The 18,768-nt window shown below is 57.5% G+C and carries 18 protein-coding genes; 9 read left to right on the top strand and 9 right to left on the bottom strand.

The window, feature by feature from the left end:
* Positions 1 to 39 precede the first annotated feature (39 nt).
* The 3 genes from IC231_RS17600 to IC231_RS17590 all read right to left on the bottom strand — a co-directional run bounded on the left by IC231_RS17600 (position 40) and on the right by IC231_RS17590 (position 2,689).
* Positions 40 to 891 carry a hypothetical protein gene (locus IC231_RS17600; RefSeq protein ID WP_190785790.1) on the bottom strand — a complete coding sequence of 284 codons (852 nt, stop codon included), beginning with the start codon at positions 889 to 891 and terminating at the stop codon, positions 40 to 42.
* A 150-nt stretch (positions 892 to 1,041) separates the two neighbouring features.
* Positions 1,042 to 2,235: a formaldehyde dehydrogenase, glutathione-independent gene (gene fdhA / locus IC231_RS17595; RefSeq protein ID WP_190785789.1), complete on the bottom strand. Its 1,194-nt coding sequence runs from the start codon at positions 2,233 to 2,235 to the stop codon at positions 1,042 to 1,044.
* Positions 2,236 to 2,281: 46 nt separating this feature from the next.
* Positions 2,282 to 2,689, bottom strand: a complete 408-nt coding sequence (locus tag IC231_RS17590) for a GlcG/HbpS family heme-binding protein (protein WP_190785788.1) — start codon at positions 2,687 to 2,689, stop codon at positions 2,282 to 2,284.
* Positions 2,690 to 3,006: 317 nt separating this feature from the next.
* Here IC231_RS17590 and lepA point away from each other — a divergent pair, with 317 nt between their 5' ends.
* The 7 genes from lepA (at position 3,007) to IC231_RS17555 (ending at position 10,023) form a co-directional block, all read left to right on the top strand.
* A complete protein-coding gene (gene lepA, locus IC231_RS17585) occupies positions 3,007 to 4,794 on the top strand; it encodes a translation elongation factor 4 (protein WP_190785787.1) in 1,788 nt (595 codons plus the stop codon).
* Positions 4,795 to 4,897: 103 nt separating this feature from the next.
* Positions 4,898 to 5,077, top strand: a complete 180-nt coding sequence (locus tag IC231_RS17580; RefSeq protein WP_190785786.1) for a hypothetical protein — start codon at positions 4,898 to 4,900, stop codon at positions 5,075 to 5,077.
* A 15-nt stretch (positions 5,078 to 5,092) separates the two neighbouring features.
* Positions 5,093 to 6,004, top strand: coding sequence for a bifunctional 5,10-methylenetetrahydrofolate dehydrogenase/5,10-methenyltetrahydrofolate cyclohydrolase (locus IC231_RS17575; protein WP_190785785.1), 912 nt, complete (start codon positions 5,093 to 5,095; stop codon positions 6,002 to 6,004).
* 139 nt (positions 6,005 to 6,143) lie between these two features.
* Entirely contained in the window at positions 6,144 to 6,797 is a 654-nt protein-coding gene (locus IC231_RS17570) for a 7-carboxy-7-deazaguanine synthase QueE (RefSeq protein WP_211539164.1), read from the top strand.
* Positions 6,798 to 6,847: 50 nt separating this feature from the next.
* The gene (locus IC231_RS17565; protein ID WP_211539163.1) at positions 6,848 to 8,752 is read left to right on the top strand and encodes an OmpA family protein; all 1,905 of its coding nucleotides are present in this window, start codon (positions 6,848 to 6,850) and stop codon (positions 8,750 to 8,752) included.
* 292 nt (positions 8,753 to 9,044) lie between these two features.
* On the top strand, positions 9,045 to 9,410 hold the full coding sequence (locus IC231_RS17560) for a hypothetical protein (RefSeq protein ID WP_185886324.1): 366 nt from the start codon (positions 9,045 to 9,047) through the stop codon (positions 9,408 to 9,410).
* Positions 9,411 to 9,663: 253 nt separating this feature from the next.
* On the top strand, positions 9,664 to 10,023 hold the full coding sequence (locus tag IC231_RS17555; RefSeq protein WP_190785783.1) for a hypothetical protein: 360 nt from the start codon (positions 9,664 to 9,666) through the stop codon (positions 10,021 to 10,023).
* A 75-nt stretch (positions 10,024 to 10,098) separates the two neighbouring features.
* On the opposite strand, the gene IC231_RS17550 is transcribed toward IC231_RS17555, so the two are convergent.
* The 5 genes from IC231_RS17550 to IC231_RS17530 form a co-directional block, all read right to left on the bottom strand.
* Positions 10,099 to 11,388 (bottom strand): citrate synthase, encoded by a 1,290-nt coding sequence (locus IC231_RS17550; protein ID WP_190785782.1) that lies wholly within the window; start codon positions 11,386 to 11,388, stop codon positions 10,099 to 10,101.
* 232 nt (positions 11,389 to 11,620) lie between these two features.
* Positions 11,621 to 13,012, bottom strand: coding sequence for a tRNA uridine-5-carboxymethylaminomethyl(34) synthesis GTPase MnmE (mnmE, locus tag IC231_RS17545; protein ID WP_190785781.1), 1,392 nt, complete (start codon positions 13,010 to 13,012; stop codon positions 11,621 to 11,623).
* 103 nt (positions 13,013 to 13,115) lie between these two features.
* Positions 13,116 to 13,775 (bottom strand): metal-dependent transcriptional regulator, encoded by a 660-nt coding sequence (locus IC231_RS17540; protein WP_190785780.1) that lies wholly within the window; start codon positions 13,773 to 13,775, stop codon positions 13,116 to 13,118.
* Positions 13,776 to 13,915: 140 nt separating this feature from the next.
* Positions 13,916 to 14,926, bottom strand: a complete 1,011-nt coding sequence (locus IC231_RS17535) for a 3-oxoacyl-ACP synthase III family protein (protein WP_190785779.1) — start codon at positions 14,924 to 14,926, stop codon at positions 13,916 to 13,918.
* Positions 14,927 to 15,026: 100 nt separating this feature from the next.
* Positions 15,027 to 16,130, bottom strand: a complete 1,104-nt coding sequence (locus IC231_RS17530) for a glycosyltransferase family protein (protein ID WP_190785778.1) — start codon at positions 16,128 to 16,130, stop codon at positions 15,027 to 15,029.
* A 139-nt stretch (positions 16,131 to 16,269) separates the two neighbouring features.
* Between IC231_RS17530 and IC231_RS17525 the strand changes: the two genes are divergently transcribed.
* Positions 16,270 to 17,094 carry a 2,3,4,5-tetrahydropyridine-2,6-dicarboxylate N-succinyltransferase gene (locus IC231_RS17525; RefSeq protein WP_190785777.1) on the top strand — a complete coding sequence of 275 codons (825 nt, stop codon included), beginning with the start codon at positions 16,270 to 16,272 and terminating at the stop codon, positions 17,092 to 17,094.
* Positions 17,095 to 17,126: 32 nt separating this feature from the next.
* Positions 17,127 to 17,924, top strand: coding sequence for a hypothetical protein (locus tag IC231_RS17520; RefSeq protein WP_190785776.1), 798 nt, complete (start codon positions 17,127 to 17,129; stop codon positions 17,922 to 17,924).
* Between the two features lie 98 nt (positions 17,925 to 18,022).
* On the opposite strand, the gene msrA is transcribed toward IC231_RS17520, so the two are convergent.
* Positions 18,023 to 18,565 carry a peptide-methionine (S)-S-oxide reductase MsrA gene (gene msrA / locus IC231_RS17515; protein WP_190785775.1) on the bottom strand — a complete coding sequence of 181 codons (543 nt, stop codon included), beginning with the start codon at positions 18,563 to 18,565 and terminating at the stop codon, positions 18,023 to 18,025.
* Positions 18,566 to 18,768 lie beyond the last annotated feature (203 nt).

Here is an 18,768-nt window from a genome sequence, read left to right as displayed (position 1 = left end):
CTGCAGTTCCACCAGTCGCCCAAGAAAAACCAAGCGAGGCTACCCAAATGTAATGCCGGATGCCAGCACCAGTCGCCAAGCCAGCAGCGCACCGCTCAGCAACAGAAGCAGGCCGGTAGCCAGCCGCGTGCGGCTGGGGCTTTCAATAGTGTCTTCAAACGATTCGTTAGTGCAGGCCATGTAGAGCGGGCCTAGCAACAGCAGCATAGCCACATAACGCAACTGCTCGGTAAGGCTCTGAGTAGGCCAGTGCAGTAGCAGCAGTATCGCGCTGCCCACCAGCCACGGCAGCAATACCGCCGACACCAACAGGCGCCGCCGATTGTGGTACTGCATCATTGTAATAGAGTCGTGGCTCTGCAGAAAAAGTATGGCGGCCAGATAGCCCACTACCATCTGTAGCATAGCAGCCAGCAGCGCCACTATTACATTCAGAGCATTGCCGGCCTTGAAGAGCCAGCTGGGGACAAACCAGGTGCCGCTTTGGGTGAGCGTGTCGGCCGCCAGTGCCCCCAGGGAAAGGTTGCAGGCGTGCAGTACCATCCAGAACAGAAACAGCTTCAGCAGGCCCCGGCGCCGGCGGGCCCATTTCCAGAACAGCCACAGCGCCCCGATGCCCAACCCCAGGCTTACCACCGGCCCAATCCCGTACACGGCCAGCACCGCTGCCTGCCACCATTCCGAGTCGGCCATGCGGAACTGCAGGCGCCCCAACTGCCAGGTGCCCCGGATTCCGAGCTGTGCGGCTGTGGCCACGGTAGCCAGCTGAAAGGCACTCTGCACGGCCAGATAGGCAAGCAGATAGAGCGCCGTGGCATTCACTGCCACGATGGAGGCCTTGCCGGAGTCAGACGAGGGAATGAGGGAGGCGCGGGTAAGGTCTGATTCCATGAGAGCGGGACGGTGGCGGCCGAAAATAGCGACTTGAGCGCACAACTGCCATTGCACCGGAAAAGCCGGTTCAGAACTTACTGCCTAAAAACACAAGCGCCGGCCTGCCCGAGGGCAGGCCGGCGCTTAGGCCGCGAAACCAGCGCATTGCTACGCCGGTATCAGGTTGTGTGGATTGATGACGAATTTCTTCGCTACGCCGCTGTCAAACTCAGCGTAGCCTTTCGGAGCCTGGTCGAGGGTGATGATTTCTACGTTGACGGCTTTGGCAATCTGCACCTTGTCGTACAGAATGGCCTGCATCAGCTGGCGGTTGTAGCTCATCACCGGAGTCTGGCCGGTATGGAAGGAGTGGCTTTTGGCCCAGCCTAACCCAAAGCGGATGGACAGATTGCCGGTTTTAGCCGCTTTTTCCTTGGCACCGGGGTCGTCCGTTACGTAGAGGCCGGGAATGCCAATGGAGCCGCCCGCCCGCGTGATTTCCATAAGCGAGTTGAGCACGGCGGCGGGCACTTCGGTTTTGGCCTGAGTGCCGTGCCCACTGGCCTCGAAGCCTACGCAGTCGATGGCACAGTCAATTTCCGGTACCCCCAGGATGTTGGCAATCTGGTCGGCCAAGTTGGCGTCTTCATTCAGGTCCACGGTTTCGCAGCCGAAGGAGCGGGCGTGCGCCAGCCGGGCTTTGTTCATGTCCCCGACAATGACTACCGCGGCTCCCAGCAGCAGTGCCGACGCGGCGGCTGCCAGTCCTACGGGGCCAGCTCCGGCCACATACACAGTAGTGCCCGGACCTACGCCCGCCTTCACCGCCCCATGAAAGCCGGTCGGAAAAATGTCGCTTAGCATGGTCAGGTCCCGGATTTTCTCCATGGCCTGGTCCTTGTTCGGGAATTTGAGCAGGTTGAAGTCGGCGTAGGGCACCATTACATACTCTGCCTGGCCACCTACCCAGCCCCCCATGTCCACGTAGCCGTAGGCTCCGCCGGCGCGACCCTCGTTCACAGTCAAACAAATGCCGGTCTTCATTTCCTTGCAGGTGCGGCACCGGCCGCAGGCCACATTGAACGGCACCGATACCAGGTCGCCTTTTTTCAGGAACTCTACATCGGCCCCGGTTTCAATTACTTCCCCCGTTATTTCATGGCCCAGCACCAGGCCGGCCGGTGCCGTGGTCCGGCCGCGTACCATGTGCTGGTCGGAGCCGCAGATGTTGGTGGAAACCACCTTCAGAATTACGCCGTGGGTTATTTTTTTGCCCTTGGGGTTTTTCAGCTCCGGGAAGTCAATGCTCTGTACCTCGACCTTGCCCGGCCCCAGGTACACTACGCCTCGGTTGCTCGCCATATACTTAGGATTTAGGGTGAATGAAAATGCCTACGTGCCTCGCCGTCTACCGGCCGGCCAGCGCCTGCACACCGGCTTCGGCCACGGCGTGGTCGTCCTCTACCGTGCTGCCCGATACGCCAATGGCCCCGATAACCTTGCCTTGGGCGTCTTTAATCGGGATGCCGCCGGGGAAGGTGATAAGCCCGCCATTGGAGTGCTCGATGTTGTAGAGCGAGCCGCCGGGCTGCGACAGGCCTCCAATGGCGCCGGTGGGCATATCGAAGAAGCGCGCCGTTTTGGCCTTCTTGATGGAAATGTCCAAGGAACCCAGCCAAGCGTCGTCCATGCGGATGAAGGCCGTGAGGTTGGCACCCGCATCCACTACAGCAATATTCATTTTGACGCCCATCTCAATGGACTTCTGATGCGCGGCCTGCACAGCGGCCTGTGCCTGTTCGAGAGTTATGCTCATGATGAAGTGGGGTTAGAAAGTGGAAACGATGCCTTCAACAACGCGAAACTTAATCTGTTGGCCAATCCAAGCAGCATAGTTGCGACGATATATGCTGCTTTTGCGACGATAGTACAGTTCGCTCTCAGGTATTGCCAATAGCATTAGCCCGCCCGCCAGGCCAGGACTTGGTTTCCGCTATAAAAGGAGGGAAGCAGGGTGCCGCAGTGGGCTGCTACGGTGGCGGAAAAGGCCATACGGCCAGCGGTTGCTGCCGGGCTTAGTTAGCTTTTCCGCCCCTTGTTTCGTACCTTCGCCCTCGGAAAAAACCGCCTCTAGTGAAGAACATCCGCAATTTCTGCATCATTGCTCACATCGACCACGGCAAAAGCACGCTGGCCGACCGTCTGTTGGAATTCACCAGCACCGTGGCCAAGCGCGACATGCAGGCCCAGCTGCTCGACAACATGGACCTGGAGCGGGAGCGGGGCATCACTATCAAGAGCCACGCCATTCAGATGCAGTACCCCTACAAGGGGGAAACCTACACGCTCAACCTGATTGATACGCCCGGCCACGTCGATTTCAGCTACGAAGTATCCCGCTCCATTGCGGCCTGCGAAGGCGCGCTGCTGATTGTGGATTCGTCGCAGGGAATTGAAGCCCAGACGATTTCGAACCTGTACCTGGCCATCGGCTCCGACCTGACCATCATTCCGGTTCTCAACAAAATCGATTTGCCGCACTCCATGCCGGAGGAGGTGTCCGATGAAATTGTGGACCTGATTGGCTGCGACCGGGACGAAATCATCCCGGCTTCGGGCAAGTCCGGTATCGGTATCAAGGAAATCCTGGACGCCATCTGTGAGCGGATTCCGGCCCCGAAAGGCGACCCGGACGCGCCGCTGCAGGCCCTCATCTTCGACTCCGTTTTCAATTCCTACCGGGGCATCGAGGTCCTGTTTCGTATCAAAAACGGTACCATGCGCAAGGGCGACAAGCTCCGCTTCATGGCCACCGGCAAGGAATACGGCGCCGACGAAATCGGTATTCTGGGCCTGAACCAGGAGCCGCGCCCCGAAATGAGTGCCGGCAACGTGGGCTACCTGATTTCGGGTATCAAAGAAGCCCGCGAAGTGAAGGTAGGTGACACCATCACGCACGTAGCCCGGCCCACGACGGAAGCCATTCAGGGCTTTGCGGATGTGAAGCCGATGGTATTTGCCGGTATCTACCCCGTGGATACCACCGAGTACGAAGAGCTGCGTTCCTGCATGGAGAAGCTGCAGCTCAACGATGCCTCCCTCGTGTGGGAGCCCGAAACGTCGGTGGCGCTGGGCTTCGGCTTCCGCTGCGGCTTCCTGGGCATGCTGCACATGGAAATCGTGCAGGAGCGGCTGGAGCGCGAGTTCAACATGACGGTGATTACCACTGTGCCCTCGGTGCAGTTCCACGCTACCGGCACCAAAGACCAACTGCTGACCATCAACGCCCCGAGCGAAATGCCCGAGCCGAATATGATCAAGTACATTGAGGAGCCCTACATCAAGGCCCAGATCATTACGGCGGCTGACTATGTGGGGCCTATCATCACGCTTTGCATGGAGAAGCGTGGCATCATCAAGGGCCAGAGCTACCTGACTTCCGAGCGGGTGGAGCTGTCGTTTGAGCTGCCGCTGTCGGAAATCGTGTTCGACTTCTTCGACAAGCTCAAAACCATCAGCCGCGGCTACGCCTCGCTGGACTACGAGCTGATCGGCTTCCGCGAGTCGGATATGGTGAAGCTGGACATCATGCTCAACGGGGAGAAGGTCGATGCGCTGTCGGCCATCGTGCACCGCTCCAAGAGCTACGAGTGGGGTCGTCGCCTCTGCGAAAAGCTCCGGGAATTACTTCCGCGCCAGCAGTTCGAAATTGCCATCCAGGCCAGCATCGGGCAGAAAATTATTTCGCGCGAAACCGTGAAAGCCCTCCGCAAAAACGTAATTGCCAAGTGCTACGGCGGCGATATCAGCCGCAAGCGCAAGCTGCTTGAGAAGCAGAAGGAAGGCAAGAAGCGGATGCGCCAGGTAGGTTCCGTGGAAATACCTCAGGAGGCCTTCTTGGCCGTTCTGAAAATCGATTAAAGAGTGGAACGCGCCCCGCCGGGGCGCGTTTTTTTGTGCTGCTTTCCAATTTTTCACCTCATACACTTCTTGACACGGCGTGATATGATTATTCATCAAACAAATGCCTGACAAACTCACCAAGAACTGTACGAGCCAGGAACAGCTGGAAAAGATCATCAAAGGGCAGGAGCGCAAGTTCCGGTGGAGAGACGACTGGCCCACAATGGAAGCCGCTCTCCAGGCCGCCGGCACGGCCGCCATTGCCGCCCACGAAAGCAAAAAAACTTCCGACCAAGCTTAAACTTCTGTTTCCTGCATGAGCACTGCCCCCGACGCCACCACCTACCGCCTCATCGACGGCAAGCAAACCGCCGAGGCCATTAAAGAGGAAATTGCTGCCGAAGTGGCCCAGCGCAAAGCTGCCGGCCAGAAGGTGCCTCACTTAGCCGCCATTCTGGTGGGCCACGATGGGGGCTCGGAAACCTACGTGCGCAACAAGGTGCTGGCCTGCGAGCGGGTAGGCTTCGAGAGCACGCTGCTGCGCTACGAGGACACTATCACCGAGGCTGAGCTGCTGGCCAAAGTGGAAGAGCTGAATCAGGATGCCAGCATCGACGGGTTCATTGTGCAGCTGCCGCTGCCGCGCCACATCGACACCAACAAGGTGATAGAGGCGGTGCGGCCGGAGAAGGACGTGGATGGGTTTCACCCCATGAACATCGGGCGGATGGTGGCCGGGCTGCCCGCCCTGCTGCCCGCTACGCCCTCGGGAATCGTGGAGCTGCTGCGCCGCTACGAGTTGCCTACCGACGGGAAGCATTGCGTGGTAATCGGGCGTAGTAACATTGTGGGTACGCCGGTTAGCATTCTACTTGCCAAGAACTTAGAGCCTGGCAACTGCACCGTGACTTTATGCCACTCCCGCACTCAGAATCTGCCTGAAATTACCCGCACCGCCGACATACTGGTGGCGGCTATTGGCCGCCCCGGATTCGTGACGGCGGACATGGTAAAGCCCGGCGCCGTGGTTATTGACGTAGGTACCACCCGCGTAGATGATGCCGCTAAAAAATCGGGCTGGGCCTTACGAGGCGACGTAAATTTCTCTGAAGTTGCGCCCAAGGCATCCTACATCACCCCGGTACCGGGTGGGGTAGGCCCCATGACCATTGCCATGCTGCTCCTGAACACGTTGCGTGCTGCCAAAGGCGAGGTGTATCCGCGCTAGAATCCAATAAAAACCGCCCCGGACTTTTGATTTTCGGGGAGTTGTACTACTTTTAAAGTCGGGCCGACGGCGAAGGAGCTGAATTACGTAAATTCAGAATGCCTGCCGCCAGCCCGGCTTTACTTGTTTCAATACCGTTTTGCTGCACCAACTTCCTCTTGTGTCGGCGGCCTCCGTTTCCTCTGAGGCACCGGCTCCCGCGCTGCCCTTAATGGAGCAGTTCTACACCATTCAGGGTGAGGGCTATAACACGGGCCGCGCAGCCTACTTCGTGCGCCTGGGTGGCTGCGACGTCGGCTGCGTCTGGTGCGACGTGAAAGAGTCCTGGGATGCCGATAAACACCCGCGCGTAGCCATTCCCGACATTGTGGCGTCTGCTACGGCCCATGCCGGCCGCAACGTCGTCATCACTGGCGGTGAGCCGCTCATGTACAATCTGGGGCCCCTCACACAGGCTTTGCACGCGGCCGGTTGCCAGAACTGGATTGAGACTTCCGGGGCGTATCCGCTCAGCGGGGAGTGGGACTGGATCTGTGTGTCGCCGAAGAAATTCAAGGCTCCCTTGCCCGAAACATTGCGGCAGGCGCATGAGCTGAAGATTATTGTATTCAACAAATCGGATTTTGCCTGGGCCGAGGAACACGCGGCGCAGGTAGGGCCCGGCTGCCGGCTGTATCTGCAGCCCGAATGGAGCAAGTCGCTGCAGATGATGCCGCTGATTGTGGAGTATGTGAAAGACAATCCGCGCTGGCAGGTGTCGTTACAGACTCATAAATACCTTGATATTCCGTAGGATTTCGCTCTATGCGCCTAGTACTATCTGCCGTACCACTGTTGGCCTGTGTGTTGCTGTCCCTGAACGGAACTGCTCAAACCACCTTAGCTACGGCTAATACTAAAGCCCGCAGCCTGTGGGAAAAGGCGCAGACGCAGGCTAAGGAGCGTAACTTCGATAAGGCCATCGAGACGCTGACGGTGCTGAACCAGAAGTTTCCTTCGCTGGGCGAGCCACACGTGCTGCGCGGTTCCCTGCTGAAAGCAATGGGTGAAAACCGGGCGGCGTTTGAAGCCTACCGGGACGGACTGGCCAAGCTGCCCGCCGACCCGAACCGGGCTACCGATTACTATACGCTGGGCGAACTGGCCATGAGTTTCGGGGAATACCAAACGGCTTCTGAAAGCTACAAGCGGCTGCTGAAATCAGGAGGCCCCAAAGCCCAGCGCTTTGCCCCGCGGGCGCAGCGGCAGCTGCTCAACTGCGAGTTTGCCCTCAAGGCCATGGCCGCGCCTATCGGGGTGCAGCCGGAGCGGCTGCCGGCTCCGCTCAATACCTTCCGGTTCCAGTATTTCCCGGCTCTCACCGCCGATAACCGGTTTCTACTGTTTACAGGCCGGGCAACATCCGAAAGCGGCGAAGATCTGTTTGTGTCGAAGATGAACAAGGACGGTACCGTTGGCGACCCGGCGTCTATTTCGCCCTTCATCAACACGCCCTATAACGAAGGCGCCGGCACCATCTCCGGCGACGGCAAAACCCTGGTATTCGCCTCCTGCGACCGGCCGAACTCAGTTGGTAACTGCGACCTTTATATCTCGCGCCGTACCGGCAACAGCTGGAGCAAGCCGCAGAACCTGGGCCGCACCGTCAACTCTGTGGAATGGGACTCGCAGCCTACGCTTTCGGCGGACGGACGCACACTGTACTTCACTTCCACGCGCCGGGGCGGGCAGGGGCAGGAAGATATTTACATGACCACCCTGGACAGCAACGGCAACTGGACTCCGGCCCGCAACCTTGGTAAGCCGGTCAACACGCCCGGTAAAGACATGGCGCCCTTCATCCATGCCAGCGGCACCACGCTCTATTACGTCACGGACGGGCTTGTAGGGATGGGCGGCCTAGATGTATACCGGTGCGAAATGCAGAGCGCTACCGCTTGGACTGAGCCACAGAACTTAGGATATCCCCTTAATACACACGAGAATGAAGCCTCGCTCTTCATCTCCTCCGATAACCGCCGGGGCTTTTGTTCCCGCTCCCGTGCCGCTGAGCCCGGCGTTAAGCAGGAGCGCGACAGACCGGTAGAGCTGTTTGGATTTGAAGTGCCGCAACAGGTTCGTTCCCGCGAAACCAGCACCTACACGCAGGGCCGCGTGTTCGATGCTATTACCAAAAAGCCCATTCGGGCGGAGGTGCAGCTCTACGACCTGAATACCGACGAGCTGACACAGTTCGTCACATCGGACTCGGAAGATGGCGACTATACGGTGGTGCTGAACGAGGGCCGGCAGTACGCCATGTATGCCGCCGCCGACAAATACCTGATGAAAAGCCTGAGTTTCGACTACAGTGATAAGCGTACTTTCGACCCGCTGACGCTCGATATCTATCTGGAGCCGGTGCGGGCCGGGCGCAGCATTGTGCTGAACAACCTGTTTTTCGACACCAAGCAATACGACCTGAAACCCAAGTCCCGGACAGAGCTGAACCGGCTGGTAGGCTTTATGAAGCAGTATCCCGACGTGCAGGTTGAAATCAGCGGCCATACCGACGATGTAGGCTCTGATGACGACAACTTGGCGTTGTCGCAGAATCGGGCGAAGTCAGTATACACGTACCTGGTTAGTCAGAAGGTACCGGCCACCCGGCTGCGCTTCAAAGGGTACGGAGAAAATAAGCCGCTCGTCCCGAACGATTCGGACATGCACCGGCAACAGAACCGCCGCATCGAACTGCGGATACTATAGCAGGTAGAGAGGGGAGGAGCAAGGACCAGATGGCCCGGCAACACATGTTGCCGGGCTTTTTTTATTTGGAGTATTTCTTTTTGGTGGAATATTAAGTTGCTGACAATCAGAATAGATGAATGCAGGCGTAAAATGATTTAATTAGAAAAATTATAAAAAATATTTGTTAAGTTAAATTATGTGTTTATATTTGACCATCCAATCAGGATGCTGAAGCTCCTCCCCCATTAAGCTTCTCTCCTGCTGGCACCACATTGACGTCTTCTTTTTCTCACTTCCAATCCTTCCCATTATGAAGAAAGTTCTTCTCCTCGCTGGTCTGGCAATTGCCCTGGTTTCTGCCGCACATGCCAAGTCTGGTGGTGATGCCTCTGCCACCGCTCAGGCCCGGGCTACCGCCCTCACCCGCATTCAGGCTGAGAAAGCCCGCCTCGATGAAGGTCAGTATCTGAAAGTGAAGCAGCTGAACATCCGGATGTTCTCCGAAATGGAAGACCTCAAGACACGCTTCGCCGCCGACTTGGCTATTCTCGACGAGCGGCTGGCAGTTGCGCAGGTTCGCTACGAAATGGAGCTGACTTCTATCATGCGCCCCGCACAGCTGGCTATGTTCCAGAAGTCGCGCAACACCATGACGGCGCTGAGCACCTCCCGCTAGAAGTCTGCCCACACACGAGCCCATAAAAAAGCCTGCCGCGAGCAGGCTTTTTTATGGGCTCGTGTGTGGGCAGCGCAGTCAGGATTATGGCGAATGATAGTGAATCGTATTAGTGTAAATATATTCATAAAATATGCTGACATTATTTAATAATATAGTATATTCATAATAGAAACAATAGAAAGTCGGCAATCCTGAAAATGGAGCCACCACCGGAACCTGCTACTATCTACCCTCTAAAAACTCCCACGTCATGAAACACATTTCCGCTTCTCTGATCTTCCTGCTGGTTCTTGCCGGCAACCTGGTATCTGCCGGACCCGGCGACCAGAACAAGCTGACCATGCGGGCCACGCAACTGACGCGCCAGATGGCACAGAAAACGCCCCTCAACGAAGGGCAATATGTGAAAGTCCGCCAGCTGAATATGCGGCTGCTAGCTGAGGTGCAGGCTGCCCAGGCGCGTTTCGCCAATGACCTGGTTGCCCTCGATAAGGAATTGGCTGAGGTTCAGACGCGCTACGAATGGGATTTGGCCACGATACTCTGGCCGCGCCAAATGATGGCTTACACGCAGGCCAAAGCCGACCTGATGGCGTTCAGCAACCGCTAACACTGAAGCTATAGAAACAGGAAGGCCCGCTCTCAATTGAGAGCGGGCCTTCCTGTTTAGCGGTAGAGCCGATTACTAGTTGCGGTTTTCGATGCTGACATAGTCACGCTCCAACTCGCCGGTGTAAATCTGGCGTGGGCGTCCGATTGGCTCTTTGTTTTCGCGCATCTCTTTCCACTGCGCAATCCAGCCGGGCAGGCGGCCCAGCGCAAACATCACCGTGAACATCTCCGTTGGGATGCCGATAGCACGGTAGATGATGCCGGAGTAGAAGTCGACGTTGGGGTACAGCTTGCGCTCAATGAAATACTGATCCGTGAGGGCAGCCTGCTCCAGTTCCTGCGCGATTTTCAGCAGCGGGTCATCAATACCAAGAGCAGCTAGCACGTCATCGGCGGCTTTCTTGATAATTTTGGCGCGCGGGTCGAAGTTCTTGTAGACACGGTGCCCGAAGCCCATGAGGCGGAACGAGTCGTTTTTGTCTTTGGCTTTGGCAATGAACTTGCTGGTGTCGCCGCCATCTTTCTGAATTTCCTGCAGCATCTCCAGCACTTCCTGGTTGGCGCCGCCATGCAGCGGGCCCCACAGCGCATTGATACCAGCCGATACCGAACCGTAGAGCGACGCATTGGCCGAGCCAACGAGGCGCACAGTAGAAGTAGAGCAGTTCTGCTCGTGGTCGGCGTGCAGGATAAGCAACTTGTTCAGGGCGCTAACAATCCGGGAATCAATTTCATACTTCTCCGTAGGGAAGCTGAACATCATGTACAGGAAGTTAGAGCAGAAGTCGAGGTCATTGCGCGGATAGTTCAGCGGATGACCCATGTTGTTTTTGTACGTCCAGGCCGCAATGGTCGGCATTTTGGCCATCAGGCGAATCACGTTCAGGTCAATTTCCTCCTTGCTTAGGTCCGGCGACACGCTTTCGGGGTAGAAAGCAGTGAGCGAGCAGATCAGGCTGCTCAGGATGGCCATGGGGTGCGCCGCCGACGGGAAACCGTCGAAAATTTTGCGCACGTCTTCGTGCACCAGCGTATGCTTGGTAATCTGGTGGCTGAAGTCTTCGAGTTCTGCCTGGGTGGGCAGCGCACCGTAAATCAGCAGGTAAGCTACTTCCAGGAAGCTAGACTTTTCGGCCAGCTGCTCAATCGGATAGCCCCGATACCGCAGAATGCCTTCTTCGCCGTCCAGGAAGGTGATGGCGCTTTTGGTAGCCCCCGTGTTTTTGTAGCCCGAATCGAGCGTCACGTAACCCGTTTGGTCGCGCAATTTGCCGATATCGAATGCCTTTTCGTGTTCAGTGCCTTCGATGACGGGCAGGGAGTATGACTTCCCGTCGAGGATCAATTCAGCAGACTCTGCCATATGAGAGAATTAGAGGGTGGTTCGGGGGCGAAGCTAAAGAATAACCGGCAAGCCGGAAAGCCTGTGGCTGGTTTGTGTACTGCTACTACAAAACGTCCCCTTGGGTTGTTTGAGAAAGAATGTAGCTACAAAGAAAAGCAGTACGGCAAAATACGCGGCACTCAGACTACGATTTAATGTGCAATTAATTCCGGATTCAGCGAAAATTCGCTCTCAGAGGCTGCAACGGAAGTTATTTGCCAATGCAGAACTGCGTGAAGATGCTGGTGAGCAAATCATCGGACGAAATTTCCCCGGTTATCTCGCCCAGCGCGGCCAGTGCATGGCGCAGGTCGGCGGCCAGCAGTTCGGTGCCCGCCCCGGTGGCCAGCCCGGTCAGCACGGCGTCCAGGGAAAGGGCGGCTGCTTCCAGGCTGCGGGCGTGGCGTAGGTTGGTGACAACGGTGCTGCTGCCAAGCCGGTCGAGCCCTTCGCCGCGTACCCGCTGCAGCAATGCTTCCTGCAACTCGTCGAGGCCATCACCACGGCTGGCGGCAATCAGAACCGTATCCGGCCGCTCCCGGAACGCATCGACTTGCTGGTCGGAGGCGGTATCTAGTTTGTTGCCAACGGCTATGACCGGTATCTGAGCCGGAAGCTTCAGGGCCTGAATCTCTTCTTCAAGCATGGCAGGGGTAGTTATCGTAATATCAAACAGATATACGACCAACGCTGCCTGCTGCACCCGCTTCATTGTGCGCTCCACCCCAATGGACTCTACTACGTCGGTGGTGTCGCGCAGGCCGGCCGTGTCCACGAACCGGAAGCGGATTCCATCTAGGCTGACTTCGTCTTCTATCAGGTCGCGGGTGGTACCGGCAATGGCTGATACGATGGCCCGCTCCTCGTTGAGCAGCGCATTGAGCAGTGTGCTCTTGCCCGCATTCGGGCGGCCGGCAATGACGGTAGTTACGCCGTTCTTGATGACGTTGCCTAACTCAAAAGACCGGAGCAGGCGGCGTACCAGCGCCTGCACTTCCTGCAGCAGCGCTACCAGACCGGTGCGGTCGGCAAACTCTACGTCTTCTTCCCCGAAGTCCAGCTCCAGTTCCAGCAACGCCGCGAACTCTACGAGTCGTCCCCGTAGATCCTTCAACTCGCGCGAGAAGCCGCCCCGCATCTGCTGCATGGCCACTTGGTGGGAAAGCTGCGAGTCAGCGGCAATCAGGTCGGCTACGGCCTCGGCTTGGGCCAAATCGAAGGCGCCATGCAGAAAGGCCCGCTTAGTAAATTCGCCGGCTTCTGCCAGCCGCGCACCACGCCGCGTGAAAAGCAGCAGCAACTCCTGCACGATATAGTCGGAGCCGTGGCAGCTGATTTCTACTACATCCTCGCGGGTGTAGGAATGCGGCCCCCGAAACAAAGACACCACCACCTCATCCAGAATCCGGTCACCGTCGCGGATGGTGCCATAGTGCAGCGTGTGACCAGCTTGGTCGCGCAGGCGTTTGCCGGTAAACGCGGCATCTGTAAGAGAAATGGCTTCGGGTCCAGAAAGGCGCAATACAGCAATAGCGCCCGCGCCGGGTGGCGTAGATAGCGCAATAATGGTATCGGACAGTGCGGGCGGAAATGCGAGGGCCACAGGCAGGAAGCAGAGTTGAAACACAAAGGTACGGAACCCTGCTCCGCAGACTGTTCTTCTGCACCAACCCTGACAGGATAGGAAAACTACAGGCGTATTATAGCTAGCCGGCTACGAAAAGATTACGGCTTGCTTCTGCCGAAAGCATTGTAGTTGTGTTTTTATTAATTCTGATTTCAAGTGAGTTATCAAATTCAATCTTATCCACCACTTCAATATGAGAGCCAAGCTTCAGGCCTGCCTTATCCAAGTACTGCAGAAAGGTAACAGACGTGTTTTTGACGGCCACAACCGGGCCCTGTTCGCCAGGATTTAGGTCGGCGACCAGTCGGTGGCGGGGGCGAAGCATGGCACCATCCTCGGTAGGAATTGGGTCGCCATGCGGGTCGAGGCGCGGGAAACCCAGGAACTCGTCTAGGCGCCGAACCAGCAGCGGAGAGTCGATATGTTCCATCTGCTCGGCTACGTCGTGCACCTCATCCCAATTGAACCCCAGCTTCTGCACCAGAAACACTTCCCACAGGCGGTGCTTGCGGATGGTAAGCAGGGCCAGCTGCCGGCCTTCGGGCGTGAGCGAAACGCCGCGGTAGCGCTGGTAGTGGAGCAGCCCTTTTTCGCTGAGGCGGCGTAGCATATCCGTCACCGATGCCGGGCGTGTCTGCAGCACTTCGGCAATGCTGTTGGTGCTTACCTCCGAGCCTGGAGCAGCCTCGGCAAGCTTATAAACGGCTTTTAGATAATTCTCTTCAGTGAAGCTGGGCATTTCGCAGGGTTAGAAGCCCAAAATTATACATTCTGAGCTACGGATGCGGAATCGGACGGGCGGCCGGGTTTTGCACACAAAAAAGTGGCCGGCAACTGCTGCCGGCCACTTCTAGTTTTTCTTCTTCTGCCAGGCGGAGGCTACCATTTGATCAGGGCTGACGCCCAGGTGAAGCCGGAGCCAAAGGCCGCCAGACACACCAGGTCGCCGCGCTTGATACGGCCTTCCTGTACTGCCTCGCTCAGCGCAATGGGCACGCTGGCCGCAGTTGTATTGCCGTAGCGCTGCACGTTGCTGTACACCTTGTCGTCGCTGAGGCCCATTTTCTGCTGCACATACTGCGTGATGCGCAGATTGGCTTGGTGAGGAATCAGCATGTCTAAGTCCTGAGGCTGATACCCGTTTTGGTCCAGCGCTTCTTTGATAACCTGCGGAAAACGCACAACAGCGTGTTTGAACACGTTCTGGCCGTTCATGATGGGGTACATGTCCAGCTCGTTGGTTACCACGTATTCCACGCGCTTATTGCGGTTTGAGCCCGGCTCCTTCACAATCAGCTCTTCAGCATGCTCGCCCTGCGAGTGAAGGTGCGTGCTCAGGATGCCGTGCCCTTCGCGAGTGCTGGGGCGCAGTATCACGGCGCCCGCACCATCTCCAAAAATGACGGAAACGTTTCGGCCACGGGTACTGATATCGAGGCCGGACGAGTGAATTTCGGAGCCTACCACCAACACAGTATCGTACATACCGGTCTTCACAAACTGGTCGGCCATCGATAGCGCATACACAAAGCCGGAGCACTGGTTGCGCACATCGAATGCCGGAATGGTGGCCTTGATGCCCAACTCGCGCTGCAGCAGTACGCCGGAGCCCGGAAAGAAATAGTCCGGCGACAATGTGGCGAAGACAATCATCTGCACATCGTCGGGGGTGAGGCCGGCCATTTCCAGAGCCTTACGGGCTGCGTTAGCCGCCATGTTGGCCGTAGTATCCTTGCCCTCCTCAAACCAGCGCCGCTCCCGAATGCCGGTGCGTTCCTGAATCCACTCATCGGTGGTATCCATAAGCTGGGTGAGGTCGGCGTTGGTGACAACCCGCGCGGGTACGTAGTGGCCGACACCGGCAATTTCAGACTGTCGTAGAGTGGACATGTGGGGAGGGAATTAGGCAGGCAGAGAAACAGCGCAAAAGGTGCCGAAAAGTAATAAAAAGTAGGCTGCTGGTTCTCTAACGGCCGGCAAAGGTCGGCAGTTACCGGATAGAATCTACTACGGCCTGTAATTTTATAGCTTCCGACTGCCAGAAGGCGTCAGTTGGGATGCCTTGCGGGTAGAACTGGTAGCTTGTAAGTTGCTCCGGCAACTGTTCTGGCACTGCCGGGAAATGCACCGGCAAGCCGGCCCTATGGCGCTGGGCCACTTGCAGCCAGAGCGGATTAGGGGGCAGCAACATAGGAAGGCCCTGCGCTAGGTATTCGTAGAGTTTGGTTGGGATGCAGCGCCACGAGCTGGGGTGCTCCCGGTAGGGTAGCAGGCCCAGGTGGCTGCGCTGAATTTCCTCAACAATCCGGTCGTGCGGAACCAGTTTGTTACCTCCAATCAGCGTGATACTCGTGTCATTAGCTAGTAAGGTCTGCAAGCGGGCCAGCACTTCGGGCTGCTGGCAAAAACCGATGATTGTCAGCTGTGTAGCCGGCCAGTAGCGCTGCAACTCTCGCGTGAATCGCACGGCCTCAAACACGCCATTCAGCTCCGAAATGGTGCCTGAGTATAACAGCCGTAGCGGCTGGCCGGGCATGGGCAGCTGGCGTGGCTGTGTGACCAAGGCCTCACCGGAATAAGGCTGATACTTGTTTTCCAACACCACCGTGTGCTCAGGCTGCGCAAACGGCAGCTCATCGGCATAGCTGCGTTCGGCCAATAGGACTTTAGCAGCCCGACGAGCAGCCAGCGTTTCCAGAATCCGTACGGTTCCGGCCAGCAGTCCGCGTAGCCAGGCTGGGTACACCTGCTGCGTCCGGATATTGAGGGCATAGTTCTCGCGCACATCATAGAGAAAGCGCCGGCCGGGTTTCAGGAGGTGCCACAACAGCGTAAGGGGCAGCAATTCGGGGGCATGCACAAGTACCAGCTGGGGCTGCAGATGCTGTAGCAAGCGCCAGTAGCGAACCTGCGCGCCCAGCCGCTCCCAGCTCAGGCGGGTGCCGTTCAGCAGCGCGTGGGTGTGCAGAGTAGCGGGAGCCTCTGCCGGGTGTGGTGCCTGGCGCCCCGCTACGTGCACTATTGTATTGGGCCGGCTGGTCAGGGTGCGCCCAAACTTCCCGAACATGCGGGTATCGTTCAGCGGTTTGAGCACCGAAGCGAGTAAAATGACGGTTGGCGGCGGCAGATGCGGCATTGTGGCAGCGAAGATGGTAAGTTTGCGCTTCCTCTTATGTATTTCCGACTCCGGTCGGCAGTCGTAACGAGCTTCACTCCCTAGCAATTAAGAACTAATGACCGACCTGCAACAAACCATCGAAGCAGCCTGGAACGACCGGAGCCTGCTGCAGCAAGCCGCTACCACGGAGGCCATTCAGCACGTAATCGAAGAGCTGGATAAAGGCCGCCTGCGCGTGGCCCAGCCCGCCACCGACCGGGAAGGCGGCTGGTTGGTAAATGACTGGGTGAAAAAAGCTGTCATCCTGTATTTCCCCATCCGCCAGATGGAAACCATTGAAGTTGGTCCGTTTGAGTTTCGCGACAAAATGCGCCTCAAGACCAACTATGAGCAGCAGGGCGTACGGGTGGTGCCGCCGGCAGTGGCCCGCTACGGCGCCTATCTGGCTCCCGGCGTTATCATGATGCCGAGCTACGTGAATATCGGAGCGTGGGTGGGCGAGGGTACGATGGTTGATACCTGGGCCACGGTTGGCTCCTGCGCACAGATTGGCGCGGGCGTGCACCTGAGCGGCGGTGTGGGCATTGGAGGTGTGCTGGAGCCGGTGCAGGCCGCGCCTGTTATCATCGAGGACGGTGCTTTCGTGGGCTCGCGCAGCATTCTGGTGGAAGGCTGTTTTGTGGGTAAAGAAGCCGTAATCGGGGCGGGCGTGACCATCACGGGCAGCACCAAAATCATCGACGTGACAGGTAGCCAGCCGATTGAATACAAAGGCACGGTGCCCGCCCGCTCGGTGGTCATTCCGGGTTCCTACGCCAAGCAGTTTCCCGCTGGGGAGTACCACGTGCCCTGCGCCCTCATTATTGGGCAGCGTAAGCCCAGCACCGACCTCAAAACCAGCCTCAACGACGCATTGCGCGAGCACAACGTGGCGGTATAGCGTATCTTGACTGCGTAAAAATTCCCTTTTCCATGAACACGAAATCTGGTCCGGTATCGGCAGCGGAAGCCCGCGACGAAATCCGGAATTACATTGCCGCCGAGCTGGAGTGCCCCGTCAATGACGTGCAGGCCAAAGTCATCTTCAACATGGATCTGCCCTGGGTAGATGGAGCAGTGCAGCCCTGCTTCCTGGTAGAATGGTTTGCCGGCCTGCACAACGGCGTAGCCGTGACGGGCCCCTATACCTACAACATGCCGGAGCTGAACGTGGGCGAGGCCCGGCAGCTGGGCAACATCAATGAGTGGCGCCAGCAGCTGCTGAATCTGTATGCCGGCTGCGAAATAGCCACCATGGCCCGGCTCATGATGCCTTTTTCGGAAAATCCTGACCCAACCCGGACCAAAACCATTCTGGAAAACCTGCAGAACCGACAGTATCCGCGGGTGGCCATCAACTGCTCGGTGCGGGAGTTTCTGCGCGTCAACACGGACGAATACTACATCTTCAACGGCGACTGGGTCTATAATCCGCATTACTCATATTCGGCTACGTTCGGCTTCAAGCCTCGCCAGGAAGACACGACGCTCGTGCTGCCTGAGGACGAAAGCACTATTCGGATAGCGCCGCACAAGTTCCTGACTCCCGTGCCGGCCGTGGGCACCGACGGTGCCTTTCCGGGTGAGCAAACAGGCTTCATCATGATGAAAAACGGCAGCATCGTGGAGTACAACGCCATTTCCGCCACCCGCTCCGTTGTCGACAAAGTGGCCATGTTCTACCTGCTCGGCCAGGAAAACGGCCCGTTTGCCATTTCCCGCAACCCGTAATCCGTACCCGGTAGTCCCAAACCCAATAGTGCTGGAAATAGCAAAAGCCCTTCCTGATTTTCAGGAAGGGCTTTTGCTGTCAATTTTCTGCTGGTTGCCTACTGCACTGTGGCTTTCTTGAGCTTCTCACCGAACACGGCGCGTACCTTATCTACTTTGGGCCGCACCACAAACTGGCAATACGGCTCACGGCCGTTCTGCTTGTAGTAGTTCTGGTGGTAGTTTTCGGCCGGGTAGAAGCTTTTCAGCGGCTCAATCTCCGTCACGATAGGGCTTTCGAAGGCGTGTGCGTCGTTGAGTTTCTGCTTGTATTGCGCTGCAAGGCGGTGTTGCTCTTCGTTGTGGTAGTACACCCCCGAGCGGTATTGGGTGCCGGTATCTGCGCCCTGGCGGTTGAGGGTGGTGGGGTCGTGCGTTTTCCAGAATATCTCCAGCAGCTCTTCGAAGCCGATTTTGGTCGGATCGTAGGTCAGCTGAATGACCTCCGCGTGGCCCGTGAGGCCACTGCACACTTCGCGGTAGGTAGGGTTGGCGATACGGCCGTTGGAGTAGCCGGACACGACCTTTTCCACCCCTTCAAGGTCCTGAAATACGGCCTCGACGCACCAGAAGCAGCCGGCACCGAAAGTTGCCTGTTCCATTTGTTTAAAAATCGTAGTTGAAGTTTAGAATGTCCGCTCTGCTCAAGTAACGAGCAGCCCTGAAAAAGGGCGAAGCGGGAGCCTGTAACTGATACGTATAAGGGTTTTGAAGGCGAAAAAGTTTGATCTGTACTCAGTGCCCACCAATACAGAACGGCGCCTCGTGCGGCCGCTCCGCAGCGCGGAACCGGCAATGCACGAAG

This window comes from Hymenobacter duratus (assembly GCF_014698995.1).
Taxonomy (GTDB): Bacteria; Bacteroidota; Bacteroidia; order Cytophagales; family Hymenobacteraceae; genus Hymenobacter; species Hymenobacter duratus.
This window is presented reverse-complemented; position numbering and strand designations above follow the sequence as displayed.